We start from the raw sequence: 26,891 nt of genomic DNA, 5'->3' as shown, positions 1-26,891 counted from the left end.
GCGCAGTGTTGTTGCATCTCAAAGGAACCCCATCATCGGGGGTATCCATCACTGGCATACATTCGGCACGCTGTTGAGTTCTCAAAGAACACACGCACACCCTCACCAGACACACAACCGCATGTCCCGATCCGGGGCGCTGTCTCACTTCATTCGCTTGTAACGCCCACCAACCCTAGCCGAACCAATTCACCCCGTCAAATCCACCCGCACCACGCGTTCGCGGCCACAGCGGACCCAACCGAGCAGAAGAACCCTCGAAAGGAGTTCCTCATCGGCCCGTTTTCGGTTTTGGTGTTTCCCACGCTATCCGGCCGTTCCGCGGACTGTCAAATCCACCCTCATTCCGAGAGAGACCCGGCAGCACCGCACCCGACCAGCATATTCGTGAGTAGCTTTCGGTGTTCACCAGCCCGGAGAGCCCACGCACATCCGCCCCACGAGGAGGAGATCTGGGATCCGAACCGGCGGCCGCCCACTCTACCACCATCCGGTGGGAGCTTGGTTCGCGGCTCTGTCATCCGCTCGTCCGCCGCGCTCTCCGACCTCCCGGCCGGGGCGTCCGCGTCCGTTCCGCGCTGACTTGGAGAAAGGTACGCGAGCGTCGCCGGGGCGTCAAATCGCCTGGTCGGCCGCTGGCGCCACGCGGGACCGTCACCCGTTTCCGCAGGTGGAGAGGGTGCGGCCCCGCGTGGGGACAACGCCGACGCTAGCGGACGACGTCCACGCCCGCCGTGTGACGCTTGCCACGGCGGACGACCAGCCAGCGTCCGTGGAGCAGGTCGGCCTCACCCGGCCGCCAGTCCTCGTCGCTGATCTTCGTGTTGTTGACGTAGGCGCCGCCCTCGTTGACCGTCCGGCGCGCGGCCCCCTTGCTGGGCGCGACGCCGCAGGCGACCAGCAGGTCGACGATGGTCGGCTCGTCGGCCAGCCGCACCGTTCCGGTCGGCGCCTCGGCCATGGCCGCGTCCAGCGTGGCCGCGTCCAGCTCCCGCAGCTCGCCCCGGCCGAACAGCGCCTGGCTGGCGGCCACGACCCTGCGGGTCTCCTCCGCGCCGTGCACGAGCGTGGTCAGCTCGTCGGCCAGCCGGCGCTGCGCGCCGCGGAGCTGGGGCCGGTCCACGACGTCCTGTTCGAGGGCGCGGATCTCCTCCTCGGTGAGGAAGGTGAACATCCGCAGGTAGCGGCCGACGTCGGCGTCCGCGGTGTTGACGAAGTACTGGTACCACGCGTACGGCGAGGTCATCGTCGGGTCCAGCCAGAGGTTGCCGCCGCCGGTGGACTTGCCGAACTTCCTGCCCTCCGAGTCCGTGACCAGCGGCAGGGTCACCGCGTGGGTCTGGACCGACTCGACCCGGCGGACCAGGTCGACGCCAGCCACGATGTTGCCCCACTGGTCGGAGCCGCCGAGCTGGAGCCGGCAGTCGTGCCGGCGGAAGAGCTGGAGGTAGTCGTGGGCCTGGAGCAGCATGTAGCTGAACTCGGTGTACGAGATGCCCTCGCCCTCCAGCCGGCGCTTGATCGTCTCCCTGCCGAGCATCACGTTGACCGTGAAGTGCTTGCCCACGTCCCTGAGGAACGCGGTCACCGGCAGGTCGGCGGTCCAGTTCGCGTTGTTCTCCACCAGCGCGCCGGTCGGCGAGTCGTCGAAGTCGACGAACCGCGAGAGCTGCGCCCGGATGCGCTCGGTCCACTCCGCGACCATGTCGGCGGAGTGCAGCGTGCGCTCACCCACGTCCCTCGGGTCGCCGATCAGGCCGGTGGCGCCGCCGGCCAGCGCGATCGGCCGGTGCCCCGCGAGCTGGAAGCGCCGCAGCGCGAGCAGCGGGACGAGGTGGCCGGCGTGCAGGCTGGGCGCGGTCGGGTCGAAGCCGGCATACAGCGTGAGCGGGCCCGACTCCAGGTCCCTGCGCAGGGCGTCGAGGTCGGTGGACTGCGCGATCAGGCCGCGCCAGGTCAGCTCGTCGAGGATGTGCTCGCTCACGCTCGGAATCTTCCCTCACCGGTTCAATGCGTTTGGCGGTCGGCCCCGCGTCCGGGCGGCGCGCGGCGGCGCCGGCCCCCGCGGGACCTCCGATGCCATCATCCCTGGTCGGCGAGGGTGGCGTCGGGGCGGGCCGGGACTACCATCCGGGGTACCCCCAGGTCGAGCCGTACCGTTCGGTCCGCACGACCAGGTATCACCCGTCGGGCGTCGTCGGCACGGCCGTGCGAGACACGGGAGCGGGCCATGGTCGTGGAAGCGGTTCTCGGGATCCTCGCCCTCCTCGCCCTGTGGGCGGGCTCGGGCGTCCGCGTCGTCCGCCAGTACGAGCGCGGGGTGGTGTTCCGGTTCGGTCGGGTGGTGTCCTCGCCCCGCGAGCCGGGCCTGCGGCTGATCCTCCCGGTCGCCGACCGGATGCGGAAGGTCAACCTCCAGATCGTCACGATGCCGGTCCCCGCCCAGGAGGGCATCACCAGGGACAACGTGACGGTGCGGGTGGACGCGGTGGTCTACTTCAAGGTCGTCGACCCGGTGCAGGCGGTGGTCGAGGTGCAGGACTACCTGTTCGCCGTGGGCCAGGTGGCGCAGACCTCGCTGCGGTCGATCATCGGCAAGAGCGAGCTGGACGACCTGCTGTCCAACCGGGAGCGGCTCAACCAGGGCCTGGAGATGATGATCGACAACCCCGCCCTGGGCTGGGGCATCCACATCGACCGGGTGGAGATCAAGGACGTGGCGCTGCCGGAGGGCATGAAGCGCTCGATCGCCCGGCAGGCCGAGGCGGAGCGGGAGCGGCGGGCTCGGGTGATCACCGCCGACGGCGAGCTCCAGGCGTCGCAGAAGCTCGCGCAGGCCGCGCAGGTGATGAGCGACGCGCCGGCGGCGCTCCAGCTCAGGCTGTTGCAGACGATGGTCGAGGTCGCCGCCGAGAAGAACTCGACGGTCGTGCTGCCCTTCCCCGTCGAGTTGCTGCGCTTCCTGGAGCGCGCGCAGGCGGCGGGCGGTCAGGCGGGTCACGCCGCCGTGCCCTCGGCGCAGCCCTCGACGGTGCCTTCGACAGTGCCTTCGACAGAGCCCTTGACGGAGCCCTCGACGGAGACCTCGACGGAGACCTCGGCCGCGCGGATTCCGGACAGCCGACGGGGCGAGCCGGCCGCCGACACGGCCGCCCTGCCCGATCCCGGGCAGACGGGGTCGGCGGGGTCGTCGGGGTCGGCGACGTGGGCTAGTGGGTCAGCTTGACCCGGCGGGCGCGCGTGCCCCTGCGGTAGGTGCTCACGGCGGGCGAGTCCACCCAGAAGCGCCACGGCAGGTCCATGGCGGTGGCGACGCCCACACGCGGGCCGACGCGGATCGCCTCGTCCGGCACGGTGTCGCCGGGCAGCAACCGGACGGCGGACGCGTCGTCGGTCACGTCGGCGCCGTTGTGCTCCCTGGCCAGGCCGAGCACGGTGGTCAGCCGGGCTGGCCCCTTGGCGAGCTCGGCGTCGTTGCGGGCGCTGGGGCGGCGCCGTCGGGCCAGGTCGAGGCCGTCGACGACCTCGCCGGCCCGCAGCAGGACCGCGCCCGGCTCGCCGTCGGTGAGGCAGACGATGTTGGCGCAGAAGTGCAGGCCGTAGACGAAGTAGACGTAGAGGTGGCCGGCCGGACCCCACATGACGTCGTTGCGGGGGGTGCGTCCCCGGTAGCAGTGCGACGCGGGGTCGTCACCCCCTCGGTAGGCCTCGACCTCGACCAGGCGGACGGCGACCGTGCCCTCCTCGGTCGTGGACTCCACCACGGAGCCCAGCAGGGACCTGGCCGCGACCAGGGGGTCGACGGCCAGGTCCTGCCGGCTCACGAGCTGTCGTGGCGCGGGCTCGGGCGCCGCGCTCACCGAGCCACCGGGGTCGCGCTGGCCCACGCGCGGTGGTCGCGGACCCGCTCCACCAGCCGGGCGCGTTGCTCGGCCACCCGCTCGGGGGCGGTGCCGCCGTGCGCGTTCCGTGACGCGATCGAACCCTTCACGGTGAGCACACTACGCACTTCCGGGGTGAGGTGCGGGCAGCACCGGGTCAGCTCCTCGTCGGTCAGCTCGTCCAGCCCCACGCCCCGGGCCTCGGCGGCGCGCACGCACGCGCCGGCGGCCTCGTGGGCAACCCGGAAGGGCACGCCCTGTCGCACCAGCCACTCGGCGATGTCGGTGGCCAGCGTGAACCCGGCCGGCGCGAGCTCGGCCATCCGGTCGGTGTCGAACCGCAGGGTGCCGAGCATGCCGGCCATCGCCGGCAGGAGGAGGTCGAGCTGCTCGACCGAGTCGAACAGCGGCTCCTTGTCCTCCTGGAGGTCCCGGTTGTAGGCCAGCGGCTGCGCCTTGAGGGTGGCCATGAGCCCGGTGAGGTTGCCGACCAGCCGACCGGACTTGCCCCTGGCCAGCTCCGCCACGTCCGGGTTCTTCTTCTGCGGCATGATCGAGCTGCCGGTGGCCCACGCGTCGTCCAGCACGGCGTAGCCGAACTCCGCCGTGGTCCAGATGATCACTTCCTCGGCGATCCGGGACAGGTCGACGCCGAGCATGGCGAGGCAGAACGCGATCTCGGCGGCGAAGTCCCTGGCGGCCGTGCCGTCGATCGAGTTCTCCACCGGCGCGGCGAAGCCGAGGTCGGCGGCGACGGCGGCGGGGTCGAGGCCGAGGGAGGAGCCGGCCAGCGCGCCAGAGCCGTAGGGCGAGAACGCCGCCCTGGCGTCCCAGTCGCGCAGCCGCTCCACGTCGCGCAGCAGCGCCTGGCAGTGCGCGAGCAGGTGGTGGGCCAGCAGCACGGGCTGGGCGTGCTGGAGGTGGGTCCGGCCGGGCATCACCGCGTCGGGGTGCCGCTCGACCTGCGCGACCAGCGCGTCGACCACGTCGAGGACGCCGGCGGCCACCCGGCGGGCGGCCTCGCGCAGCCACATGCGGAACAGGGTGGCGACCTGGTCATTGCGGGACCGGCCGGCGCGCAGCTTGCCGCCCAGCTCGGGGCCGACCCGCTCGATCAGGCCGCGCTCCAGTGCGGTGTGCACGTCCTCGTCGGCGGGGGCCGGGGTGAAGGCCCCGGTCCGGACGTCCTCGGCGAGCCGGTCGAGCCCGGCGAGCATGGCGGTCAGCTCGTCGTCGGACAGCAGGCCCGCGCGGTGCAGGACCCTGGCGTGCGCCCGGGACCCGGCGATGTCGTGCGGCGCCAGCCGCCAGTCGAAGTGGGTGGACAGGCTCAGGGCGGCCATGGCGGCGGCCGGTCCGGACTCGAACCGGCCGCCCCACAGCGCGCCACCGGCGGGCTGGGTCACTTGGCTCCCCTCAGGTCCCGCTTCGCCGCGATCTTGCTGGGCAGGCCCCAGAGCTGCACGAAGCCCTTGGCCAGCGACTGGTCGAAGCTGTCGCCCTCGTCGTAGGTGGCCAGGTTGAAGTCGTACAGCGACTGCTCGCTGCGCCGGCCGGTGACCACGGCCCGGCCGCCGTGCAGGACGAGCCGGATCTCGCCGGAGACGTGCCGCTGGGTCTCGGCCACGAAGGTGTCGAGGGCGTCCTTGAGCGGCGAGAACCACAGGCCGTCGTAGACCAGCTCGGTCCAGCGCTGCTCGACCTGCCGCTTGAACCGGGCGAGGTCGCGCTCCAGGGTCACGTTCTCCAGCTCCTGGTGCGCGGTGATCAGGGCGATGGCGCCGGGCGCCTCGTAGACCTCGCGGCTCTTGATGCCGACCAGCCGGTCCTCGACGATGTCGATCCGGCCGACGCCCTGGGCGCCCGCCCGCCGGTTCAGCTCCTGGATCGCCTGGAGCACGGTGACGGTCTCGCCGTCGATGGCCACGGGCACGCCCTGGTCGAACGTGATGACCAGCTCGTCGGGGTCCCTGGGCTCGGTGGGGTCCTGGGTGTAGCTGTAGACGTCCTCGATCGGGGCGTTCCAGATGTCCTCCAGGAACCCGGTCTCCACGGCCCGGCCCCAGACGTTCTGGTCGATCGAGTACGGCGACTTCTTGTTGACGTCGATCGGCAGGTTCCTGTCCTCGGCCCAGGCGATGGCCTTCTCCCTGGTCCACGCGTAGTCGCGGACCGGGGCGATCACCTTGAGGTCGGGCGCGAGCGCGCCGATGCCGACCTCGAACCGGACCTGGTCGTTGCCCTTGCCGGTGCAGCCGTGGGCGACGGTGTCGGCGCCGTGCATCTTGGCGGCCTGCACGAGGTGCTTGACGATCAGCGGCCGGGACAGCGCCGAGACGACCGGGTAGCGCTCCATGTAGAGCGCGTTGGTCTGGAGCGCCGGCAGGCAGTACTGCTCGGCGAACTCGTCCCTGGCGTCGGCGACGACGGCCTCCACCGCGCCGCAGGCCAGGGCCCGCTGCCGGATGGTCTCCAGGTCCTCGCCGCCCTGGCCGACGTCCACGGCGACGGCGACCACCTCGGCGCCGGTCTCCTGGGCGATCCAGCCGATGGCGACGGACGTGTCGAGGCCGCCGGAGTAGGCGAGCACCACCCGCTCGGTCATGGTCGTTCTCCTTCGTCACGCAAGCTTGTCGGGGTCGGTCAGTCGTTCTGGGGGCGGTTGCCCGCCGCCATGTCGGTGAAGCGTTCGGCGAGCTCCGCGCCGGTCAGCGGCTCGCGGGCGATGACCATGACGGTGTCGTCGCCGGCGATGGTGCCCACGACCTCGTGCAGGGCGGCCCTGTCGAGGGCGCTGGCCAGGAACTGGGCCGCGCCGGGCGGGGTGCGCAGGACGGCGAGGTTGGCCGAGGCGTCGGCGGAGACCAGCAGCTCGCCGAGCAGCCGGGCGAGCCGGGAGGTGCCGCCCTGCACGCCGCGCACCGGGCTGCCGTCCTCGGGGATCACGTAGATCGGGGCTCCGCCGTCGGCGCCGCGCAGCTTCACCGCGCCGAGCTCGTCGAGGTCCCTGGACAGGGTGGCCTGGGTGGCCTCGATCCCCTCGGCGGCGAGCATCCGCGCCAGCTCCGCCTGGCTGCGGATCGCGAAGTTGGCCACCAGCTCCACGATCCTGGCCTGTCGGGCGGCCCTGGTCGTCGCGCTGGTCATCGTCGCGCTCCTCCCCCGCTCATCAGCCAGACCAGCAGGGCCTTCTGCGCGTGCAGGCGGTTCTCCGCCTCGTCCCACACCGCGCTGCTCGGGCCGTCCAGCACCTCGTCGGTGACCTCCCAGCCCCGGTGGGCCGGCAGGCAGTGCAGGAGGATCGGGTCGGTGCCCGCCGCGGCGAGCAGCTCCGCGTTCACCTGGTACGGCCGGAACGGGCCGACGCGGTCCTTGCCGTCGTTCTCCTGCCCCATGGACGTCCACGCGTCGGTGCTGAGCACGTCGGCGCCGTCCACGGCGGCCTTGGGGTCGGTCAGCACGGTGACCGAGCCGCCGGTCTCCGCCGCCCTGCTGGCCGCCGCGTCGAGCACCCAGGGCAGCGGCTGGAACGCCTCGGGCGCGGCGATCCGCACGTGCATGCCGGCGGTGGCGCCGCCGAGCATCAGCGAGTGGGCCATGTTGTTGGCGCCGTCGCCGAGGTAGGTCAGGGTGAGGCCGGCGAGCTTCCCGCACCGCTCCCGCACGGTCTGGAGGTCGGCCAGGACCTGGCAGGGGTGGAACTCGTCGGTGAGCGCGTTGACCACCGGGACCCGGGAGGCCGAGGCCATGGCGTCGATGCGGGCCTGGGCGAAGGTCCGCCAGACCACGGCGTCGACGTAGCGGGACAGGATGCGCGAGGTGTCCTCGATGGTCTCCTCGCGGCCGAGCTGCATCATCCGGCCGTCGACGATCACCGGGTGGCCGCCGAGCTGGGCGATGCCCACCTCGAAGGACAGCCGGGTGCGGGTGGAGTTCTTCTCGAAGATCACCGCGACCGACCGGGGGCCGGCCAGCGCCCGGTTGCCCAGCGGGTCCCGCTTCAGCTCGTCGGCGAGGTCGAGCACGGCGAGCTGCTCGTCCGGCGACAGGTCGTCGTCCCTGAGGAAGTGGCGGGGAGTCATGACGTCGCCTCCGAGGGGGTGAGGGCGGCGTCGAGCACCGCCGGCAGGTCGGCCAGGAACTGGTGGGCGTCGGACTCGGCGAGCACCAACGGCGGGGCGAGGCGGATCGCGTCGGGCTGGACGTTGTTGACCAGGTAGCCGGCCCGGCGGGCGTGGTCGGCCACGGCCGCGGCGACCGGCTGGCGCAGCGTCACGCCCAGCAGCAGGCCCACGCCGCGGACCCCGGAGACGAGCGGGTGACCCATCTCCTCGATCCCGTTGGCGATCTCCTTGCCCAGCCGGGAGACGTGGTCGAGCAGGCCCTCGTCGCGGATGGCCCGCAGGACGGCGAGGCCGGCGGCGCAGCAGACGGGGTTGCCGCCGAAGGTGGTGCCGTGCTGTCCGGGCTCCAGCAGCTCGCCCGCCCCGCCGACGCCGATGCACACGCCCAGCGGCAGGCCGCCGCCGACGCCCTTGGCCAGGGTGATCACGTCGGGGACGATCCCGGCGTGCTGGAAGGCGAACCAGGCGCCGGTGCGACCGATCCCGGTCTGCACCTCGTCGAGCACGAGCAGCGCGCCGTGCCTGGCGGTGATCTCCCTGGCCCGCTGGAGGTAGCCGTCCGGCGGGACCAGCACGCCGTTCTCGCCCTGCACCGGCTCCAGCACGACGGCGGCCGTCTGATCGTCCACAATGGACTCCAGCGCGTCGGCGTCGCCGTAGGGGACGTGCACGACACCAGGCGTCAGCGGCTCGAAGGGCGCGCGCTTGGCCGGCTGGCCGGTGAGCGCGAGGGCGCCCATCGTGCGGCCGTGGAAGCCGCCCTCGGCCGCCACCACCGTCGGCCGCCCGGTCCGCCGGGCGATCTTGAAGGCGGCCTCGTTGGCCTCGGCCCCCGAGTTGCAGAACAACACCCTCGCCTCGCCGTGCAGGCCGGCGAGGTCCAGCAGGGTCTCGGCCAGCTCCAGCGTCGGCTCGGCGGCGAAGAAGTTCGAGACGTGGCCCAGCCGGCCGACCTGCTCGGTGACCGCCGCGACGACCGCGGGGTGCGCGTGGCCCAGGGCGTTGACCGCGATGCCGGACAGCAGGTCCAGGTACCGGGTGCCGTCGGCGTCCCACACGTGGGCGCCCTCGCCGCGCACCAGGGTGAGCCGGGGCGTGCCGTAGTTGTTCATCATCGAGGCCTGCCAGCGCCGCTGGCCGGCGTCGTTGCCGAGATCCATCACGCCCCCTCCCCCCTGGTCGGGACGACCATGGTCCCGACACCGGAGCTGGTGAAGACTTCGAGGAGAACCGAGTGGGCCAGCCGCCCGTCGATGACGTGCGCGCTGGGCACGCCGCCGCGCACCGCCCGCAGGCAGCCCTCCATCTTGGGCACCATGCCGGAGGCGAGCCCCGGCAACATCCGCTCCAGGGTGTCCGCGTCGACCCTGGGCACCAGCGAGGACCGGTCCGGCCAGTTCGCGTACAGGCCCTCGACGTCGGTGAGCACGACCAGCTTCTCCGCCCGCAACGCCACCGCGAGCGCCGCGGCCGCCGTGTCGGCGTTGACGTTGTGCACCACGCCGTCCTGGTCGGGGGCGACGGTGGAGACGACCGGGATGCGGCCGGCCTCCAGCAGGTCCAGCACCACCTCGGGGTTGACGTCCACGACGTCGCCGACCAGGCCGAGGTCCACCGACTCGCCGTCCACGACCGTGCCCCTGCGGCGCGCGGTGAACAGCCGCGCGTCCTCGCCGGACATCCCCACCGCGTACGGCCCGTGCTCGTTGATCAGGCCCACCAGCTCGCGCCCGACCTGGCCGACCAGCACCATGCGCACGACGTCCATCGCCTCGGGCGTGGTGACCCGCAGCCCGCCCCGGAACTCGCTGCTGATGCCGAGCCGGTCCAGCATCGCGCCGATCTGCGGGCCGCCGCCGTGCACCACGACCGGCCGCACCCCCGCCATCCGCAGGAACACCATGTCCTGCGCGAAGGCCCGCTTGAGCTGGTCGTCGACCATGGCGTTGCCGCCGTACTTGACGACGACCGTGGCGCCGTGGAACCGCCGCAGCCAGGGCAGCGCCTCGACGAGCACCGCGGCCTTGCCCGCGGCCTCGGCGATCCGGTGGTGGGCGTCGGTGGTCGCGGCCGCCGTCGCCTCAGGACGAGTAGGCACTGTTCTCCTCGACGTAGCCGTGCGACAGGTCGGAGGTGAGCACGGTCGCGCTTCCCCCGCCGATGCCCAGTTCGATGTGGACGTCGACCTCGCGGCCGGACAGGTCGGCCTCGGCGCGCTCGGCGGCCTTGGCGCCACCGCGGCAGAGCAGCACGCCGTTGATGGTCACGTCGAGGGTGTCGGGGTCCAGCTCGGCCGGGGCGGCGCCCGCGGCGGCCGCGATCCGACCCCAGTTCGGGTCGGAGCCGAACAGCGCGGTCTTCACGAGGCTGTCCCTGGCGACCCAGCGGGCCACGGTGAGCGCGTCGGCGTCGCTGGCCGCGCCGGTGACCGTGATCGTGATCTCCTTGGTGCCGCCCTCGGCGTCGGCCCGCATCTGGCCGGCGAGGTCCGCGCTCACGGAGGTGAGCGCGGCGGCCAGCTCGTCGGGCGCGGCGACCACGCCGGAGGCGCCCGAGGCGAGCAGCAGCACCGTGTCGTTGGTGGACATGCTGCCGTCGATGTCCAGCCGGTCGAAGGTGACGCGGGTGGCGGCGCGGAGCGCGGCGTCGGCCGTCTCCGGCTCGACCACGGCGTCGGTGGTGAGCACGACGAGCATCGTGGCCAGGCTGGGGGCCATCATGCCGGAGCCCTTGCCCATGCCGCCCACCGTCCAGCCCGACGGGTGACGCAGGGCGGCCTGCTTGGGCCGGGTGTCGGTGGTCATGATCGCGGTGGCCGCGGCGAGCCCGGCGCCGGCGTCCCCGCCGAGCGCGGCGACGGCACCGTCCACACCGGACAGAACAGCGGCCATGGGGAGCCGTTCGCCGATCAGGCCGGTCGAGCACACCGCGACGTCGATCGCGCCGACCCCGAGGGCCTCGGCGACCTTCTCGGCCGTGGCGTGCGCGTCCTGGAAGCCCTCGGGCCCGGTGCAGGCGTTCGCGCCGCCGGAGTTGAGCACGACGGCCCGCAACCGCCGCTGCCGCAGCACCTGCTGGGACCACAGCACCGGGGCCGCCTTCACCTTGTTCTCGGTGAAGACCCCGGCGGCGGTGTCGGAGGGCCCGTCGTTGACGACGAGCGCGAGGTCGGCGGCGCCGGACGCCTTGATCCCGGCGGCCACGCCGGCGGCGCGGAAGCCGAGGGGCGCGGTCACCCCGACAGTGCGGTCCACAGTGGACACAGTGGACACAGTGGACTCGGTGGCCACGGTGGCGTCGGTGGTCGGGTCGGCGACGGGCTGCGCGCTCACGGGGCGACTCCCACGGTGGACAGGCCGGTGGTCTCCGGCAGGTCGAGGGCGATGTTCATGCACTGCACGGCGGCGCCGGCGGTGCCCTTGGTCAGGTTGTCCTCCGCGGCGACCACGACCAGACGGCGGGCGTCGGCGTCGACGGCGACCTGGAGGTGCACGGCGTTCGCGCCGAGGGTCGCCGCCGTGGTCGGCCACACGCCCTCGGGCAGCAGGTGGACGAACGGCTCGTCGGCGTAGGCGTCGGCGTAGACCTTGCGCGCCGCCTCGGGGTCGGCGTCGGCGAGCAGCGGGGCCGTGCAGGTCGCGAGGATGCCGCGCGGCATCGGGGCGAGCACCGGCGTGAAGGACACGGTCACCGGCGCGCCACCGGCGGCGGCGAGGTTCTGCGCGATCTCCGGGGTGTGCCGGTGCACGCCGCCGACGCCGTAGGCGCTCGCCGAGCCCATGACCTCGGACCCGAGGAGGTTCGGCTTCAGGGAGCGGCCCGCGCCGGAGGTGCCGGACACCGCGACGACCACGACGTCCGGGGCGACCAGGCCGGCGGCCAGCGCCGGGGCGAGCGCCAGCGACGCGGCGGTCGGGTAGCAGCCGGGAACGGCGATCCGCCGGGCTCCCCGCAGCGCCTCCCGCTGCCGACCGCCACCCGCCAGGGGCAGCTCGGGCAGGCCGTAGGGCCAGCTCCCGGCGTGCTCCCCGCCGTAGTAGCGCCGCCAGGCGTCGGCGTCGGTGAGCCGGAAGTCGGCGCCGCAGTCGACGACCAGCACGTCGTCGCCGAGCTGGGCGGCCAGCGCGGCCGAGTGGCCGTGCGGCAGCGCGAGGAAGACGACGTCGTGGCCGGCCAACTGGTCGGCGGTGGTGTCGGCCAGGACCCGGTCGGCCAGCGGCAGCAGGTGCGGCTGGTGCCGCCCGAGCGGCGTGCCCGCGCTGCCGCCCGCCGTCACCGCGCCGATCTCCACCTCGGGGTGCGCGAGCAGGAGGCGCAGCACCTCGCCACCCGCGTACCCGCTCGCCCCGGCGACCGTCACCCGAACCGTCATGCGCATAAGTATGCACGCCCATGCAAAGTCTTACAAACCCATGCGAGGTGCGTCACCCGTTCGAGATCTGCCAGCGCGCTCGCCCCACCCCACGGGCAACGAGTTCCCCCGACTCGGCACGGCGTGTCGACGACGGAGATCGAGATGGCGATCAAGGGCCGAGTGCTGGCGAGACGGAACAAGAAGGACAGGTCAGGCGACTACCTCATCCGTGCGGTGACACACGGCGGAAGACTCGTCGGCCCGTGGTGGCCTGCTCCTCCGCCTCTCGCCCGACTCGTCCGATCACGGCTCGGGAGGTGTGACACGGGCAGGCGGCCCGAGGACATGACCGACGCCGAGGCCGCCAAGTACTACTCCACACACCGGAACGACCCCGATCTCTTCGCTGAGCCGGTCGAGGTGCGGACGCCGGGGAGGTGGTCCCGGGTCGTCTCCGTCAGATCCGATCCGGGCGAGGCCGAGGAGATCGCCCAACGGGCACCAGCTCCGCGTCGTGGCCGACCGCAGTGGGCGGGGGGCGGCAGGACTGGCCATGTCCGCCTTCGTTCGCCGAGCCGCGCTCAACGCCGTGCGGTGGGACGAGGAGAAGGTGACCCACGAGCCGACCGCACTCCAGAACGCGGTCTCCCGCATCAAGGATCGGCTCAGGGTGTGACGGGAGCCGGAGCGGGGTGAGGTCGGCTCAGTCCTCGGACACCAGCGCCGGCAGCGACGACACGAAGTCGACGACGACCTCGGCGAGCCGCTCCGGCTGCTGCATGACGAGGTTGTGCCCGCCCTCCACGGTGACGAGCCGGCGGTTGCCGCCGGCCGCCGCGACCCGCGCCATCTGCTCGTACCGGGTCCAGTAGAACCCCTGCGAGGCCATGACCAGCAGCATCGGGACCGTGACCCGGTCGTAGACCTCCACCGACGGGTAGATCTCCCCCTCCGGGGCCCTGCTGAGCCGGCGGATCTCGTCCATCGTCGGCCGGCGCAGCCAGCCGCCAGCCCCGTCCGGGACGAACGACCGCCGCAGGAGCGCGGTCACGGCCGCCGGATCGACCCCCTGGTACAGCCCGAGCGGGTCGGGCCGCGAACGCAGGTGCTCCGCCAGCTCGGCCTCGCTGGCCCGCCACCCGTAGCGGAAGGCCTCCCACAGCGACCGCTCCCACTCCGCCTGGTCGCGCAGGGCGGTCTCCTGCTCGACCCGCTCCCGCGGGTCCGGGACGAAACCGTCGACGGCGACGACCGCCGCGCACGCGCCCCCGGACGCGGCAAAGGCGGTCGCCGCGTACCCGCCCAGCGAGTGACCGACCAGGACGGGGCGCCGCAGGCCGAGCCCGGCCACGAGCGGGCCGATGTCCCGCCAGTACTGCTCGGCGTCCGAGGACTCCAGCATCGTCCGGCCGTGCCCCCGCAGGTCCACGGCCACCAGCCGCAGGCGGTCCCGCACCCGCGCGACGAACGGCTCCCACGCCTCCAGGTTGTGCCCGCTGCCGTGCAGGAGCAGGGCGGTGGGACCGCTCCCCCCGTGGTCCCGCACCGCGAAACCGCCCACCCGCGTGCCCACGACGCTGTCACCAGGCGAGGTCACGGCACGACCGTAAGCCCGCGCGGGGCGTCGCACCTCACGAGAGACGCCCCCGACCCTGAGGGGTCGGGGGCGTCCCGTGGTGTTGGCGTGCGGGCCGTCAGGCTCAGGCGCGCAGCGTGGCGCCGAAGCGCTCCGACGCGGCGGCGACGGCCGCGTCCCTGGCCTCGGTCGCCTCCTCGACGGTCAGCGTCCGGTCGGGGGCGCGGAACCGCAGCGCGAACGCGAGCGACCGCTTGCCCTCCCCGAGCTGCTCGCTCTGGTAGACGTCGAACAGCCGGACGTCCTCCAACAGCGCACCGCCACCCGAGCGCACCGCGTCCGCGACCTCGGCGACCGGTACCCCCTCGTCCAGCACCAGCGCGATGTCCAGCAGCACCGGCGGGTACGGCGACACCACCGGAGCGGGACGGCGCTCCACCAGCGGCAGCAGGTCCAGGTCGAGTTCCATCGCGCAGGTGCGCGGCGGCAGCCCGAGCGCCTCCACGACCTTGGGGTGCAGCTCGCCGGCGTGCCCCACCGGGGCGTCGCCCACCCGCAGCTCCGCGCACCGGCCAGGGTGCCACGGCGCCAGGTCGCCCGAGACGACCCTCAGCTCCACCCCGGCGGTGCCGGCGACCACGCGCGCGGCCTCGACCGCGTCCGCCCAGCTCGCCGCGCGGCCCTTGCCCCACCAGCCGGCCTGCTCGCGGTTGCCCGCCAGCACCACTGCCACGTGCGTGGGCTGCCGCGGCAGCGCCGCGTCCAGGCTGGCCAGCTCCTCGTCGGAGGGCCGCCCCGCGACACCCACGTCGGGGACCGGCACCTGCTGGGCGCGCGGCAGCACGACCTGGCCGATGTGGAACAGGGCCACGTCGCGCTGGCCCCTGGCGACGTTGCGCTGCAACGCCTCCAGCAGGCCGGGCAGCAGGGTGGTGGTCAGCTCGGCCTTCTCCGGCTCCATCGGGTTGAGCACCTTCGCCGTCCTGCGCCGCACGTCGTCGGCGGGCAGGCCGAAGGCGTCCCAGACGCCGGGGCCGGTGAACGGGAAGGGCAGCACCTCGACGTACCCGGCGTTGGCCAGGGCGCGGGCGACCGCGCGGCGGCGGCGCTGGGCCTCGGTCAGCCCCCTGCCGGCCGGGGCCGGCGGCAGCGTGGACGGGATCGTGTCGTACCCCTCCAGCCGCAGCACCTCCTCGACGAGGTCGGCGGGCTGGGTGAGGTCGGGCCGCCAGCTCGGCGGGATCGCGGTGACCAGCGCGGTGCCGTCGTCGGCGGTGGTCAGCTCCATCCGGCACCCGATCTGGCCGAGCCGACGCGCGGTCGCGCCCCGCTCGTACCGCACGCCGGCCACCCGGTCGGGCAGGGCCAGCGGCATGGTGATCGGGGTGGGCGCCGGCACCTCACCGACGTCGGTGCGGCCCCTGCCGAACCGGCCGTCGCCGTAGCGGACCAGGAGCTGGGCGGCCATCTCGGCGGCGGCCGGCGGCAGCGCCGGGTCGACGCCGCGCTCGAAGCGCTTCGCCGCCTCGCTGGGCAGCTTGTGCCGGCGGACCATCCTGGCGATCGTGGCCGGCTCCCAGGTGGCCGCCTCCAGCAGCACCTCGGTGCTGTCCGAGCCGATCTCGGTGCTGGCCCCGCCCATGGTGCCGGCCAGCGACACCGGGCCGGTGTCGTCGCAGATCACCAGGTCGTCCGGGTCGAGCACGCGCTCGACACCGTCCAGGGTGGTCAGCTTCTCCCCCGCCACGGCCCTGCGCACGACCAGCTCGCCCTTGACGAGGTTGGCGTCGAAGGCGTGCAGCGGCTGGCCGGTCTCCAGCATCACGTAGTTGGTGACGTCGACCGCGAGCGAGATCGACCGGATGCCGGCCAGCATGAGCCGGCGGCGCATCCACCACGGGGTGGGCGCGGTCGGGTCGACCTCGCACACCCGGCGCATCACGAACCGGCGGCAGCCGACCGGGTCCTCCACCCTGACCTGGTGGGCGTCGCCGTCGGCCTCGGGCACCTCGATCGCGGCGGGGTCGCCGTAGGGCAGGTCCAGCGCGCAGGCCAGCTCGCGGGCCAGGCCGCGCACGGAGAAGCAGTAGCCCCGGTCGGGGGTGATCGACAGCTCGATGACGCTGTCGTCCAGGCCCAGCAGCTCGGTGGCGTCGTCGCCGGGACCGGCGGTGCCGGTGGGCAGCACCAGGATGCCGGCATGCTCGTCGCCTAGGCCCAGCTCCCTCGCGGAGCAGATCATGCCATCGCTGATCCGACCGTAGGTCTTGCGCGAGGCGATCTTGAAGTCGCCGGGCAGCACCGCGCCGGGCAGGGCGACGACCACGAGGTCGCCCTCGCGGAAGTTGGTGGCGCCGCAGACGATGCCGCGCGAGTCGTCGGCGCCGTCCGGGCCGACCTCGACCCGGCAGAACCGGATCGGCTTCTTGAAGCCGGTCAGCTCCTCGATCTCGGCGACCCTGGCGACCACCAGCGGCCCGGTGACCGGGCCGACCGGGTGCACGCCCTCGACCTCCAGGCCGATGCGCACGAACGCGTCGGCGAGCTGCTGCGCGGTGACGTCCTCCGGAAGCTGGAGATGGGTCCCCAGCCAGGAAACGGGGATGCGCACGACTCAGGCCTCCGTTCCGAAGGGCAGGGTGAAGCGGACGTCGCCCTCGACCATGTCCCGCATGTCCGGGATGCCGTTGCGGAACTGGAGGGTGCGCTCCAGGCCCATGCCGAAGGCGAAGCCGGAGTAGACGTCGGGGTCGATGCCGCAGGCGCGCAGCACGTTCGGGTGGGTCATGCCGCAGCCGCCCCACTCGACCCAGCCGGGGCCGCCCTTCTTCTCGGGGAACCACACGTCCACCTCGGCCGACGGCTCGGTGAACGGGAAGTACGACGGCCGCAGCCTGGTCCGCGACTGCTCCCCGAACATGGCGCGGGCGAAGGCGTCCAGGGTGCCCTTGAGGTGCCCCATGGTGATGCCCTTGTCCACGGCGAGGCCCTCCACCTGGTGGAAGACCGGGGTGTGGGTGGCGTCCAGCTCGTCGGTGCGGAACGTCCGGCCGGGACAGACCACGTACACCGGCAGGTCGCGGTCGAGCAGCGACCGGATCTGCACCGGCGAGGTGTGGGTGCGCAGGAGGAGGCCGGATTCCTTCGGCGCCACGTAGAACGTGTCCTGCATGGTGCGGGCCGGGTGGTCCTTGCCGAAGTTCAACGCGTCGAAGTTGAACCACTCGGTCTCCAGCTCCGGCCCCTCGGCCACCTCGTAGCCCATGGCCACGAACACGTCGGCGACGTGGTCGGCGAGCTGGCTGACCGGGTGGCGCGCGCCGAGCGGGACGCGGTCCCACGGCAGCGTGACGTCGACGGCCTCCTCGCGCAGCACGCGCTCGTCGCGCTCGGCCTGGAGGGCCGCGCGCCGCTCGTCGAAGGCGGACTGGATCGCGGCGCGGGCCTCGTTGACGCGCTTGCCGGCCTCGGACCGCGCCGCCGGGGGCAGCGCGCCGATCTCCCTGCGGGCGGTCAGCAGCGGCGACCGCTCGCCGAGGTGCGCCGGCTTGGCAGTGGCCAACGCGTCGAGGTCGGCGGCGGCGGCGAACGCCGCCCTCGCCCGCTCGACGGCGTCCTGCAAGGCCTCCGGCGCGAGCGCCGCGACCTCCTTGGGGTCGTACGGGTCGTTGGCTCCGGACATGGTTGGTGGACAGCTCCCGGGGTCCGTGACGGCCACTACACGTCGTCGCGGCCCGAGGGCCACGCGCAACAGACCGATCCTATGTGATCGGTCCGAGTGGGATTGACGCAGTTGGCGCACGGGATCGTCACCCACGGTGACGGGGACGTGAATCGGCTGGCGTCACTGTCCGGGTGACGCAGTAACCTCGCCCCCGTTGATCTCGCACCGACGGTCCGATCACCCCTGAGGTTGCACCTTGACCCACACCTTCGGCGTCAACCTGCGTGGCGTCATCGACCTGTTGAGCCACCACCTCTACAGCAGCCCCCGGGTCTACGTGCGGGAGCTGCTACAGAACGCGGTCGACGCCATCACCGCGCGCCGGGAGGTCGACCCCGACTGCCCGGCCACCGTGGTGGTCGAACCCGCCGAGACCACGGGCACCGGCCGGCTGCGGATCACCGACAGCGGGATCGGCCTGACCGAGGCCGAGGTCCACTCGCTGCTGTCCACCCTGGGCGGCACCTCCAAGCGGGACGAGCTGGGCTTCACCCGCCAGGGGTTCCTCGGCCAGTTCGGGGTGGGCATGCTCTCCTGCTTCCTGGTGGCGGAGCGGGTCGAGCTGACCACCCGGTCGGCCAGGGGCGGCCCCGCCGTCCGCTGGGTGGCCGACGCGTCCGGCAGCTACTCGGTGGAGGTCGACGACACGGCCACGGCCGAGGTGGGCACGACCGTGGAGCTGGTGCCCCGGCCGGACGCCGAGCACTGGCTGTGCCGGGACGTGGTGACGGCCCTGGCCGAGGAGTTCGGCGCGCTGCTGCCGGTCGCGGTGGACGTGCGGGGCCCCGGCGGCGACCAGCGGGTCACCCTGGGCGAGCTGCCGTGGCTGCGGCGGGCCGACGAGTCCCCCGAGGAGCACGAGGCCCGGCTGGCCGACTACTGCGAGGCGACGCTCGGCTTCCGCCCGTTCGGCGTGCTGCCGGTGTCGGCGCCGGCGGCCGGGCTCACGGGCGCGGTGTTCGTGCTGCCCGGCGGCGCCCATCCCGGCAACCGGCAGGCGCACCGCGTCTACCTGAAGCGGATGTTGGTCGGGACGGCGGTGGAGGGGCTGCTGCCCGACTGGGCCTACTTCGCGCGGTGCGTGGTGAACACGGAGACGCTGCGCCCCACCGCCAGCCGGGAGGCCCTGTACGAGGACGAGACGCTGCTGGCGGTCAGGGACCAGCTCGGCGCGTCGCTGCGGGACTGGATCGTGCGGCTGGGGGCGACGCGGCCGGACCAGGCGGCGGAGCTGCTCGCCACGCACCACCTGGGGATCAAGTCCGTGGCGCTGGTGGACGACGAGATGCTGCGGCTGGCCGAGCGGTGGCTGCCGTTCGAGACCACCGAGGGCATCATGCCGCTGCGGCAGTTCCGGCGGCGCTACCCCACGCTCCTGTACACCCCGGACGCCGACGAGTTCCGCCAGCTCGCGCCGGTGGCCGAGGCCCAGGGCATCGGCCTGGTGAACGCGGGCTACGCCTACGACACCGAGCTGGTCCGCCGCCTCGGCGAACTGGAGGGCTCGGCCGTGGCGCGCCGGGTGGAGCCCACGGAGCTGCTGGCCGCGCTGGACTCCCCCGCGCCGGGGGTGGCGGCGGGCTTCGCCCCGGTGCTCTCGGTCGCCGAGAAGGTGTTGGCCCGGCACGACTGCGCGCCCGTGCTGCGCGAGTTCGACCCGGTGTCGCTGCCGGCCCTCCTGATCAGCGACCCCGCCGGCCAGCGGCGGCAGGACGCCGAGCAGGCGCGGCAGGACAGCGACCCGCTGTGGGCCGACCTGCTGGAGCGGTTGGTCGACGACGAGCCGACGGCCGGCCAGCGGCTCGTGCTCAACGCCCGCAACCCGCTCGCGCAGCGGCTGCCGGCCCTCGCCGGGGACTCCCTGGCCGAGCTGGTGGTGGAGTCGCTGTACGTGCACGCCGTGCTCCAGTCCCGGCGGCCGCTGCGCCCCAGGGAGACCGCGGCGCTGAACCACTCGTTCCTCGCGTTGCTCGACCGCGCCGTCCGGGGCTGACGGCGGACCGGCGCGAGCGACCCGACGATCCGGAAGGGCCGACCTGAGGTGACCGACGACTTCGACGCGTCCACCGCCGAACGGGAGCGCGTGCGCCAACTCATCGGCGAGGCGATGAGCATGCCGGTCGGCGACGCGCGGTGCGAGCTGCTGGAGCGCGCCGCCCGGCTGGCCGACGCCGCCGGCGACGTCCAGCTCGGTGTGCTCGCCAGGCTGGAGCTGGTGGACGCCTACTCCGAGCTGCGCCGCAACGACCTGATGCTCGCGCCGTTCGCGTGGTGCAGGAACGCGGAGCGGCGGACGCCCGAGGCGTTCGACGAGTCGATGACGCACTGGCTGAACTGGCAGCACAAGTGGCTGCCGGGGGCGCTCGTGGACGACCCCCGGTTCGGCCTCCGGCAGGTCGAGGCGCTGGTGGACGACCTGGCCGCGCACTACCAGCGGCAGGGGTTCTCCGCGCACCCCGTGCACGGCATCCGGGTGTCGGTGGCGGCCCACGTGGGCGACGAGGAGGCCGAGGACCGGCACTACGCCGCCTGGCTGGCCGCCGAGCCGGACCGGATGAGCAACTGCGCGGCCTGCGTGGTGGAGGCCCAGGTCGACCACCTCGTGCGGCGGGAGCGGTTCGAGGAGGCCGTGCGGCACGCCGAGCCGGTGCTGTCCGGCGAGACGACGTGCCGGGAGCAACCGCACGGCGTGCTGACGGCGTTGTTGCCGGCGCTGCTGGCGACCGGGCGGACCGACTTCGCCGCCCACGCGCACCTGGTGTCCTACCGCGCCGAGCGCGACGTGGCGCGGGGGCGCACCTCGATCTACCACCACCTGTGGTTCTGCGCGGTGACGGACAACGTCGAGCGGGGCCTGCACCTCCTGCGCCGGCACCTCGACATGGTCACCGACCCGCCGACGCCCCGGAACGCGATGTCCTTCGCGGCCAACGCGGCGTTGCTGCTGAGCCGGGTCCCCCTGTCCGAGCGGCGGCGGATCGAGTTCACGCTGCCGTCGACGTCCGGGAGCGCCGCGCGCACGGTGTCCGGCGAGGAGTTGCGGGAGGAGCTGGAGCGGACGGCGTGGGACCTGGCCGCGCGGTTCGACGCCCGCAACGGCACCGACGCGCAGAGCCGTCGGATCGCTCGCGTCCTGGGCGCGACGGAGGTCATCCCGGTCCAGCTCCCCGTCCCGGGGGCTCCCGTGGGCTCGTCGTCCACTGTGGACTTCAATCGTTTGGCGTCCACAGTGGATAGAGATAGCTCCACTGCGGACTCGTCGGTGGACTCCTCGGCCGCGTCGTCCGACGTGCCGGTCGGGGCTTCTGGTTCGGGTGGCGCCAACCCCGCCGACACCGCCGACGTCGCGGACCCCGTCACGCTCGCCGAGCGCGCGGTCGCGGCACTGGACGAGGGGGAGATGTTCGACGGCGCCCGCCTCCTCGAACGACTCCCCGCCGACCTCGACCCGCTGCTGCCCCCGGCGTTGGCCGCGCGCGTCGCCGCGCACCGGCTGTGGCGGGAGGTGGCCGCGACCCCGCGCGCCGAGATCCTCGCCGAGCTTGAGCGCCTGGTCGAACGGCTGCGCGCGGAGGGAGAGCACGTCTCGGCGATCCGCTTCGAGTGCCGCGCGATCGGGCTGCTCGACGCGCACGATCCCAGCACCTCCGCGCTGGCCAGGGCGGAACGGGCGCTGCGGGACGCGGAGGTCCTGGACGACCCGAGCGCGCTGATCGCCGCCCACCTGACCGTGGCCGACGTCCTGTCGCACCTGGAGTCCAGCGGTTCCGGCCCGCCCGAGCCGTCGGAGACGGCCGACACCGAGTCGGGCTCCGAACCCGACGCGGTCGCCGGCGACGCCGACGGGTCCGACGGCGGGAACGGCCGGCGCAGGGCCGAGCACCTCGACCACGCCGAACGCGTCGCCAGGGACCGGCTGCCCCGTCGACTGGGGTGGGTGCGGGTGGAACGCGCCAGCCTGCTCGCCGACCGGGGCGACCGGGCGGCGGCGCTGGCGCTGCTCGACCAGGTCCTGGCCGAGTCGGCGCCCGCCGCCACGCGGTACGCCGCGTTGCGCGCACGGGCGCGCCTGCTGCTCGACGGCGGCCGGATCGAGGAGGGCCTGACCGCGCTGGACGCGTTCGCGGAGTTCGCCGGCACGGTGGACGGCCCGTGGCACGCGCTCGCGCTGCTGGAACGCGCCTTCCTGCTCGACCACCTCGACCGGGGCGGCGACCGGGTCCCCGACCTGGTCGCGACCGTGGCCTCGGCCCGGCGGCACCTGCCGGCCGCGGCCGCCGCCACGGCCTGCCTCTACCTCGCCGGCGGCTACCTGTCCCAGGGGCGCAGCCTGGAGGCGGCCGAGACGCTGGAGGAGGGCCTGCGGCTGGCCGGGCCACGGCCCGACGAGGAGTTCGAGCTCAACGTCCGCTACCGGCTGGGCTTCGCCTGCGGCGCGCTCGGCGAGCACGCCGCGGCGGCGGAGCACTTCGGCGTCGTCGCGGAACGGATGGGCGACAACCAGCCGGGGCTGCTGGCCACGGTGCTCGACAACCTCGGCAGGGCCCGGACGATGACGGGCGACCCGGACGGCGCGGCCGAGGCGTTCCGGCGCGCGGCCGACCTGCGGGAGGGCGTCGGCGACCCGGTGGCGGCCGCGGGCTCCCTGGTCCGGCTCGCGCAGACGGTCACGCCGGACCTGGCCGCCGCCTCGGCGGCGCTGGACAGGGCGGTCGCGCTGACCAGGGAGGCCGGCGCGGGCGGGGCCGGCGGCGGGAACGTCGCCGACGGCGCCGTGGCCGAGCACGCCAACGCCGTCGGCTTCCGGGCCGCGCTGCTGGCCAGCCACGAGCGGTTCGACGAGGCGCTGGCCGCCAACGCGGAGGCCGAGCAGCTCGCCGTCGACCTCGGCGACCCCGACTGGCAGGCGTTCCTCGCCGGCCGCGCCGGGCGCATCCACCTCGCGGCGGGCCGGCCGGACCAGGCCGAGCAGGACGCGAGGCGGGCGGCGGCGCTGCTCAGCCAGGAGGCCGACGAGGACACCGTCGCCGGGGTCCTCGACACGCTCACCCGGGCGTTGTCCGAGCGGGGCCGGCCGGTGGACTCGGACCCGGTGGTCCGCGAGCTGACCGCCCGCCTGTCCGACTGAACCGCCTGCCGACCGAACCGCCTGCCCGAACGAACCGTCCGGCCGAACCCGTCCGACCGACCGCACCTGACTGTCTGACGGTGCCCGCCGGCTCGGGCTGCTGCCCGACGGCCGACGGCGTTTCATGGACGCGTGATGCGGGCGTGGTCGGTCCGACGACCGGGGCCGGCGCGGGGATGGCCGATGGTGCTGGAGCACCGGCCGGTGCCGGCCCCGGCCGACGACGAGCTGTTGGTGCGCGTGCGCGCGTGCGGGGTCTGCCGGACGGACCTGCACGTGGCCGAGGGCGACCTGCCGGTGCACCGGCCGGGCGTGGTGCCCGGCCACGAGGTCGTCGGCGAGGTCGTGGCGCTCGGCGCGGCCGTGACCGGGTTCAGCCTCGGTGAGCGGGTCGGCGTCGCGTGGCTGCGCGGGACCTGCGGGGAGTGCCGGTACTGCCTGGCCGGGCGGGAGAACCTGTGCCCCTACTCCGTCTACACGGGGTGGGACGAGGACGGCGGGTACGCGGAGTTCGCCACCGTCCCCGCGGACTTCGCCTACCGCCTGCCCGAGGGGTACCCGGACGAGAAGCTGGCCCCGCTGTTGTGCGCGGGCATCATCGGCTACCGCGCGTTGCGGCGGGCGGAGCTGCCGGACGGCGGACGACTCGGGATCTACGGCTTCGGCGCGAGCGGGCACCTCACGGCCCAGGTGGCGCTCGCCGCCGGCGCGCACGTGTCCGTGTTCACCCGCTCACCCCACGCGCGGGAACTCGCGCTCGACCTGGGCGTCGCCTGGGCGGGCGGGGCCGCCGACCGGCCACCCGAGCCCCTGGACGCGGCGATCCTGTTCGCGCCGGCCGGGGAGCTGGTCCCGCCCGCGTTGGAGGCGCTGGACTGGGGCGGGGTGCTGGTGCTGGCCGGCATCCACCTGACGGACGTCCCGCCGTTGAACTACCAGCGCCACCTGTACGGCGAGCGCACGGTGCGCAGCGTCACCGCCAACACCCGGGCCGACGGGGCGGAGTTCCTCGGGCTGGCCGCCCGGGTCCCGCTCCGGGTCCGCACCACCGCCTACGACCTCGGCGCGGCCGACCACGCGCTCGCCGACCTCGCCGAGGACCGCGTCACCGGCGCCGCGGTCCTGCTCTCGGCCTGACCGCTCCTGGCCGGCTCCGACCAGCTCCTGGTCAGCCGCGACGCTGCGCGCGGGCGCTGGTGTAGAGGCAGACCGCCGCCGCGGTGGCGAGGTTGAGGCTCTCGGCCGCGCCGTACAACGGCACGCGCACCACCTCGTCGACCGCGCCCAGCACCTCGGCCGGCAGGCCGTGCGCCTCGCTGCCGAACACCCAGGCGGTGGGGCGCAGCAGGTCGCCGAACTCCTCGGCGGCGTCCAGGTCCGTCTCGGCGTGGCCGTCGGCGGCCACCAGCCGCAGCCCGGCGGCGCGGCACGCGTGGAACACGGCGTCGACGTCCCGGCCGCGCACCACGGGGAGGTGGAACAGGCTGCCGGTGGTGGCCCGCACGCACTTGCCGTTGTGTGGGTCGACCGCGTCGCCGGCGAAGATCACCGCGTCGGCGCCGGCGGCGTCCGCCACGCGCAGCACGGTGCCGGCGTTGCCGGGGTCGGACACCCCGACCAGCACGGCGACGAGCCGGGGCCGGCCGGCGAGGGCCGAGGACAGCCGCACGTCCACCGGGTCGCAGACCGCCACCAGGCCCTGCGGGGTCACGGTCTCCGACAGCCCCGCGGCGGCCCGCTCGGTCACGGTGCTCACCGGGACCCCGGCGCGCCGCGCGGCGGCCAGCAGCTCGGGGTGGCGCTGGCCGGCCTCCTCGGTGGCGAACAACTCGTGCACGCGCCCGCGTCCGGCGGCGGCCCAGGCCAGGGCCTCCCTGACGGCCTGGGCGCCCTCGGCGAGGAAGCGCCCCGCCCGGTCCCGGCCGGCGCGGCGGGTCAGGTGCCGAGCGGCGGCGACCCGGGGGGTCCGCTCGGTGAACGGACCGTCCCCGGGTCGTCCGGTGCGCTGCTCGCGGATCAGGCCGCGTCCCCGGTGGGCAGGCTCTTGCGGGCCAGGTCGGCCAGCGCGGTGAACGCGGCCGGGTCGTTGACGGCCAGCTCGGCGAGGATCTTGCGGTCGACCTCGACGCCGGCGGCCTTCAGGCCCTGGATGAACCGGTTGTAGGTGATGCCGTTCTGCCGCGCGGCGGCGTTGATCCGCGTGATCCAGAGCTGGCGGAAGTCACCCTTGCGGGCACGGCGGTCCCGGTAGGCGTAGTTGAGCGAGTGGAGCATCTGCTCCTTGGCCTTGCGGTACAGCCGGGAGCGCTGCCCCCGGTAGCCGCTGGCCAGCTCGAGCACAGTGCGGCGCTTCTTCTGGGCGTTGACCGCCCGCTTGACGCGTGCCACGGGTCCGTCCTGTCGTTGTCTCGGGGGCGACGATCAGCCGCCCTGGCGGAGGAAGGTCTGGGAGGGCCTTCGGCCGTCAGCGGCCGAGCAGCTTCTTGACGCGCGCGACGTCCTGCTTGGCCAGGGTGTCGGTGCCGGCAAGGCGCCGAGTGCGGGTCGTCGGCTTGTGCTCGAGCAGGTGCCGGCGGTTCGCGCGCTCGTGCTGCAGCTTGCCCTTGCCGCTGACCTTGATGCGCTTGGACATCCCGCTGTGCGTCTTGTTCTTCGGCATTCGTCGTCCTCGTCGGTCTTCCGGGGGCCCGGCGGCGACGCCGGGCCCCTCATGCCACCGCCCGCGGGCGCGGGCGGTGTGGGCCGGCCGTACCGGCCCGTCAGGGGGGTGAGCCGGGGTGTCCCCGGCTCACTCCGCGTCGGTGGTGCTGGCGGTGCTGGCCTCCTCGGCGCTGGCCGCCGCCTTCGGGCGCTGCGGCTTCACGTTCTTGTGCGGAGCGAGCACCATGATCATGTTTCGACCGTCCTGCTTGGGAGCGGCCTCCACGAACCCCAGCTCGGCGACGTCGTCGGCAAGCCGCTGGAGGAGCCGGAAACCGAGCTCCGGCCGGGACTGCTCGCGGCCGCGGAACATGATCGTCACCTTGACCTTGTTCCCATGCTCGAGGAAGCGGGCCACGGCCTTCTTCTTCGTCTCGTAGTCATGGGTGTCGATCTTCGGTCGGAGCTTCTGCTCCTTGATCACCGTGAGCTGCTGGTTCCGGCGTGCCTCGCGGGCCTTCTGCGCGCTCTCGTACTTGAACTTGCCGTAGTCCATGAGCTTGCAGACCGGCGGGCGCGCCTGCGGGGCGACCTCCACGAGGTCGAGGTCCGCTTCCTGGGCGAGTCGGAGCGCGTCCTCGATGCGGACGATCCCGACCTGCTCACCCTGCGGTCCGACGAGACGGACCTCCGGGACCCGGATGCGGTCGTTGATGCGCGGCTCGGAGCTGATGGGGCCTCCTCGGTTCGGTCGGTGCTGCGGTGGACCCACTCCCGCGAAAGACGAGAGCCCCGGCGTCTGAGAACGCACGGGGCCCGCTTCCGACCGTTCGACGCCGCGCCAGGTGGCGCGCGCATCGCCATCACCGGCACGATGACCGGTGGTGGACCGGACCCGGCCTCCTGGATCGGTGGCTCGGGTGGGAGCGGGGGCTCCACTTGGCCGCCCCCGGCTGCGCGGGGGCTGGTCGCTCGTGACAGGGTAGCAGCCGTGTCCGAGTCCATGCGAACCGAGTCCGACCAGCAACCCGTCCGGGAGCTCGCCGAGGTGCCGAGCGTCGAGGTCATCAGCAAGGCGGCCGTGATGCTGCTGTCCGCGGCGGCGGAGAAGCTGGGCCTGGCCGACGAGGACCCGGACGCCAGCGAGCGCCGCGACCTCGACGAGGCGCGCCGGCTGATCACCGCGCTCGCCGGCCTGGTCACCGCCTCGGCCGAGTACCTGGGGCCGCACGCGGGGCCGCTGCGGGAGGGTCTCCAGGCGGTGCAGCGCGCGTTCCGCGAGGCCTCCCCGGTGCCGGACGAGCCCGGCAAGGGACCCGGCGAGAAGTACACCGGCCCCGTCTACTGACCCAGGACCACCGACCAGCGAACAACGGTCCCCCTCCCGCCGGAGGCTCTTTCCTCCCGGCAGGAGGGGGACTTCTCGTCTCGGGCATCACCGCTGGCCGCTGTCGGTCGGTGCCG

23 protein-coding genes are annotated in these 26,891 nt (G+C 73.9%); 6 read left to right on the top strand and 17 right to left on the bottom strand.

The genetic code is table 11. From position 1 onward, the window contains the following. Window positions 1–709: 709 nt before the first annotated feature. Window positions 710–1,984 carry a tyrosine--tRNA ligase gene (gene tyrS / locus LX15_RS10930; protein WP_253669403.1) on the bottom strand — a complete coding sequence of 425 codons (1,275 nt, stop codon included), beginning with the start codon at window positions 1,982–1,984 and terminating at the stop codon, window positions 710–712. A gap of 246 nt (window positions 1,985–2,230) precedes the next feature. Here tyrS and LX15_RS10925 point away from each other — a divergent pair, with 246 nt between their 5' ends. Then, window positions 2,231–3,226 carry a slipin family protein gene (locus LX15_RS10925; protein ID WP_253669402.1) on the top strand — a complete coding sequence of 332 codons (996 nt, stop codon included), beginning with the start codon at window positions 2,231–2,233 and terminating at the stop codon, window positions 3,224–3,226. Here the strand turns inward: LX15_RS10925 and LX15_RS10920 are convergent. The 9 genes from LX15_RS10920 to argC all read right to left on the bottom strand — a co-directional run bounded on the left by LX15_RS10920 (window position 3,210) and on the right by argC (window position 12,377). After that, window positions 3,210–3,860, bottom strand: a complete 651-nt coding sequence (locus LX15_RS10920) for a DNA-3-methyladenine glycosylase (RefSeq protein ID WP_253669401.1) — start codon at window positions 3,858–3,860, stop codon at window positions 3,210–3,212. The genes LX15_RS10925 and LX15_RS10920 overlap by 17 nt on opposite strands. Next, the gene (argH, locus tag LX15_RS10915; protein WP_308213444.1) at window positions 3,857–5,287 is read right to left on the bottom strand and encodes an argininosuccinate lyase; all 1,431 of its coding nucleotides are present in this window, start codon (window positions 5,285–5,287) and stop codon (window positions 3,857–3,859) included. The genes LX15_RS10920 and argH overlap by 4 nt, the downstream gene beginning before the upstream one ends. Continuing rightward, window positions 5,284–6,486, bottom strand: coding sequence for an argininosuccinate synthase (locus tag LX15_RS10910; protein ID WP_253669400.1), 1,203 nt, complete (start codon window positions 6,484–6,486; stop codon window positions 5,284–5,286). The genes argH and LX15_RS10910 overlap by 4 nt, the downstream gene beginning before the upstream one ends. Window positions 6,487–6,524: 38 nt before the next feature. Beyond that, window positions 6,525–7,028, bottom strand: a complete 504-nt coding sequence (locus tag LX15_RS10905; RefSeq protein ID WP_253669399.1) for an arginine repressor — start codon at window positions 7,026–7,028, stop codon at window positions 6,525–6,527. After that, window positions 7,025–7,963, bottom strand: a complete 939-nt coding sequence (gene argF, locus LX15_RS10900) for an ornithine carbamoyltransferase (RefSeq protein ID WP_253669398.1) — start codon at window positions 7,961–7,963, stop codon at window positions 7,025–7,027. The genes LX15_RS10905 and argF overlap by 4 nt, the downstream gene beginning before the upstream one ends. Then, window positions 7,960–9,165, bottom strand: a complete 1,206-nt coding sequence (locus tag LX15_RS10895) for an acetylornithine transaminase (RefSeq protein WP_253669397.1) — start codon at window positions 9,163–9,165, stop codon at window positions 7,960–7,962. The genes argF and LX15_RS10895 overlap by 4 nt, the downstream gene beginning before the upstream one ends. Continuing rightward, window positions 9,165–10,103, bottom strand: coding sequence for an acetylglutamate kinase (argB, locus tag LX15_RS10890; RefSeq protein WP_253669396.1), 939 nt, complete (start codon window positions 10,101–10,103; stop codon window positions 9,165–9,167). Before argB ends, LX15_RS10895 begins: the two co-directional genes overlap by 1 nt. Continuing rightward, window positions 10,087–11,241, bottom strand: a complete 1,155-nt coding sequence (gene argJ / locus LX15_RS10885) for a bifunctional glutamate N-acetyltransferase/amino-acid acetyltransferase ArgJ (RefSeq protein ID WP_372502587.1) — start codon at window positions 11,239–11,241, stop codon at window positions 10,087–10,089. Before argJ ends, argB begins: the two co-directional genes overlap by 17 nt. A gap of 92 nt (window positions 11,242–11,333) precedes the next feature. After that, window positions 11,334–12,377 carry an N-acetyl-gamma-glutamyl-phosphate reductase gene (argC, locus tag LX15_RS10880; RefSeq protein ID WP_253669395.1) on the bottom strand — a complete coding sequence of 348 codons (1,044 nt, stop codon included), beginning with the start codon at window positions 12,375–12,377 and terminating at the stop codon, window positions 11,334–11,336. 535 nt (window positions 12,378–12,912) lie between these two features. Between argC and LX15_RS32390 the strand changes: the two genes are divergently transcribed. Then, entirely contained in the window at window positions 12,913–13,035 is a 123-nt protein-coding gene (locus LX15_RS32390) for a hypothetical protein (protein WP_301304350.1), read from the top strand. A 27-nt stretch (window positions 13,036–13,062) separates the two neighbouring features. On the opposite strand, the gene LX15_RS10875 is transcribed toward LX15_RS32390, so the two are convergent. The 3 genes from LX15_RS10875 to pheS form a co-directional block, all read right to left on the bottom strand. Continuing rightward, window positions 13,063–13,956 (bottom strand): alpha/beta fold hydrolase, encoded by an 894-nt coding sequence (locus LX15_RS10875; protein ID WP_253669394.1) that lies wholly within the window; start codon window positions 13,954–13,956, stop codon window positions 13,063–13,065. A gap of 103 nt (window positions 13,957–14,059) precedes the next feature. Further along, a complete protein-coding gene (pheT, locus tag LX15_RS10870) occupies window positions 14,060–16,546 on the bottom strand; it encodes a phenylalanine--tRNA ligase subunit beta (RefSeq protein ID WP_253669393.1) in 2,487 nt (828 codons plus the stop codon). 3 nt (window positions 16,547–16,549) lie between these two features. Beyond that, window positions 16,550–17,617: a phenylalanine--tRNA ligase subunit alpha gene (pheS, locus tag LX15_RS10865; RefSeq protein ID WP_253669392.1), complete on the bottom strand. Its 1,068-nt coding sequence runs from the start codon at window positions 17,615–17,617 to the stop codon at window positions 16,550–16,552. Window positions 17,618–17,855: 238 nt separating this feature from the next. On the opposite strand from pheS, the gene LX15_RS10860 reads away from it, so the two are divergent. The 3 genes from LX15_RS10860 (at window position 17,856) to LX15_RS10850 (ending at window position 23,924) form a co-directional block, all read left to right on the top strand. Then, complete coding sequence (locus LX15_RS10860) at window positions 17,856–19,652, top strand: HSP90 family protein (RefSeq protein ID WP_253669391.1); 1,797 nt, start codon at window positions 17,856–17,858, stop codon at window positions 19,650–19,652. 48 nt (window positions 19,653–19,700) lie between these two features. Then, entirely contained in the window at window positions 19,701–22,787 is a 3,087-nt protein-coding gene (locus LX15_RS10855; RefSeq protein WP_253669390.1) for a hypothetical protein, read from the top strand. A 135-nt stretch (window positions 22,788–22,922) separates the two neighbouring features. Next, window positions 22,923–23,924, top strand: a complete 1,002-nt coding sequence (locus tag LX15_RS10850) for a zinc-dependent alcohol dehydrogenase family protein (protein WP_253669389.1) — start codon at window positions 22,923–22,925, stop codon at window positions 23,922–23,924. A 31-nt stretch (window positions 23,925–23,955) separates the two neighbouring features. On the opposite strand, the gene LX15_RS10845 is transcribed toward LX15_RS10850, so the two are convergent. The 4 genes from LX15_RS10845 to infC form a co-directional block, all read right to left on the bottom strand. Further along, window positions 23,956–24,804 (bottom strand): TrmH family RNA methyltransferase, encoded by an 849-nt coding sequence (locus tag LX15_RS10845; RefSeq protein ID WP_253669419.1) that lies wholly within the window; start codon window positions 24,802–24,804, stop codon window positions 23,956–23,958. Continuing rightward, window positions 24,804–25,175 (bottom strand): 50S ribosomal protein L20, encoded by a 372-nt coding sequence (rplT, locus tag LX15_RS10840; protein WP_253669388.1) that lies wholly within the window; start codon window positions 25,173–25,175, stop codon window positions 24,804–24,806. Before rplT ends, LX15_RS10845 begins: the two co-directional genes overlap by 1 nt. A 76-nt stretch (window positions 25,176–25,251) precedes the next feature. Next, window positions 25,252–25,446 (bottom strand): 50S ribosomal protein L35, encoded by a 195-nt coding sequence (gene rpmI, locus LX15_RS10835; protein ID WP_253669387.1) that lies wholly within the window; start codon window positions 25,444–25,446, stop codon window positions 25,252–25,254. 129 nt (window positions 25,447–25,575) lie between these two features. Next, a complete protein-coding gene (gene infC / locus LX15_RS10830; RefSeq protein WP_253669386.1) occupies window positions 25,576–26,199 on the bottom strand; it encodes a translation initiation factor IF-3 in 624 nt (207 codons plus the stop codon). Between the two features lie 231 nt (window positions 26,200–26,430). Between infC and LX15_RS10825 the strand changes: the two genes are divergently transcribed. Then, entirely contained in the window at window positions 26,431–26,775 is a 345-nt protein-coding gene (locus LX15_RS10825; protein WP_253669418.1) for a DUF1844 domain-containing protein, read from the top strand. Window positions 26,776–26,891 lie beyond the last annotated feature (116 nt).

The organism is Streptoalloteichus tenebrarius (genome assembly GCF_024171885.1).
Lineage (GTDB): Bacteria > Actinomycetota > Actinomycetes > Mycobacteriales > Pseudonocardiaceae > Streptoalloteichus > Streptoalloteichus tenebrarius.
Note: the sequence above shows the minus strand (reverse complement) of the source record. Positions and strands in the feature narration are given on the sequence as shown.

What these genes read in the sequence shown, in the direction of transcription:
- LX15_RS10925 (WP_253669402.1), top strand. Translation starts at nt 2,231, where the DNA reads ATGGTCGTGGAAGCGGTTCTCGGGATCCTCGCCCTCCTCGCCCTGTGG.
- LX15_RS10910 (WP_253669400.1), bottom strand. Translation starts at nt 6,486, where the DNA reads ATGACCGAGCGGGTGGTGCTCGCCTACTCCGGCGGCCTCGACACGTCC.
- LX15_RS10905 (WP_253669399.1), bottom strand. Translation starts at nt 7,028, where the DNA reads ATGACCAGCGCGACGACCAGGGCCGCCCGACAGGCCAGGATCGTGGAG.
- argF (WP_253669398.1), bottom strand. Translation starts at nt 7,963, where the DNA reads ATGACTCCCCGCCACTTCCTCAGGGACGACGACCTGTCGCCGGACGAG.
- LX15_RS10895 (WP_253669397.1), bottom strand. Translation starts at nt 9,165, where the DNA reads ATGGATCTCGGCAACGACGCCGGCCAGCGGCGCTGGCAGGCCTCGATG.
- argC (WP_253669395.1), bottom strand. Translation starts at nt 12,377, where the DNA reads ATGACGGTTCGGGTGACGGTCGCCGGGGCGAGCGGGTACGCGGGTGGC.
- LX15_RS32390 (WP_301304350.1), top strand. Translation starts at nt 12,913, where the DNA reads ATGTCCGCCTTCGTTCGCCGAGCCGCGCTCAACGCCGTGCGGTGGGAC.
- pheS (WP_253669392.1), bottom strand. Translation starts at nt 17,617, where the DNA reads ATGTCCGGAGCCAACGACCCGTACGACCCCAAGGAGGTCGCGGCGCTC.
- LX15_RS10850 (WP_253669389.1), top strand. Translation starts at nt 22,923, where the DNA reads ATGCGGGCGTGGTCGGTCCGACGACCGGGGCCGGCGCGGGGATGGCCG.
- rpmI (WP_253669387.1), bottom strand. Translation starts at nt 25,446, where the DNA reads ATGCCGAAGAACAAGACGCACAGCGGGATGTCCAAGCGCATCAAGGTC.
- LX15_RS10825 (WP_253669418.1), top strand. Translation starts at nt 26,431, where the DNA reads ATGCGAACCGAGTCCGACCAGCAACCCGTCCGGGAGCTCGCCGAGGTG.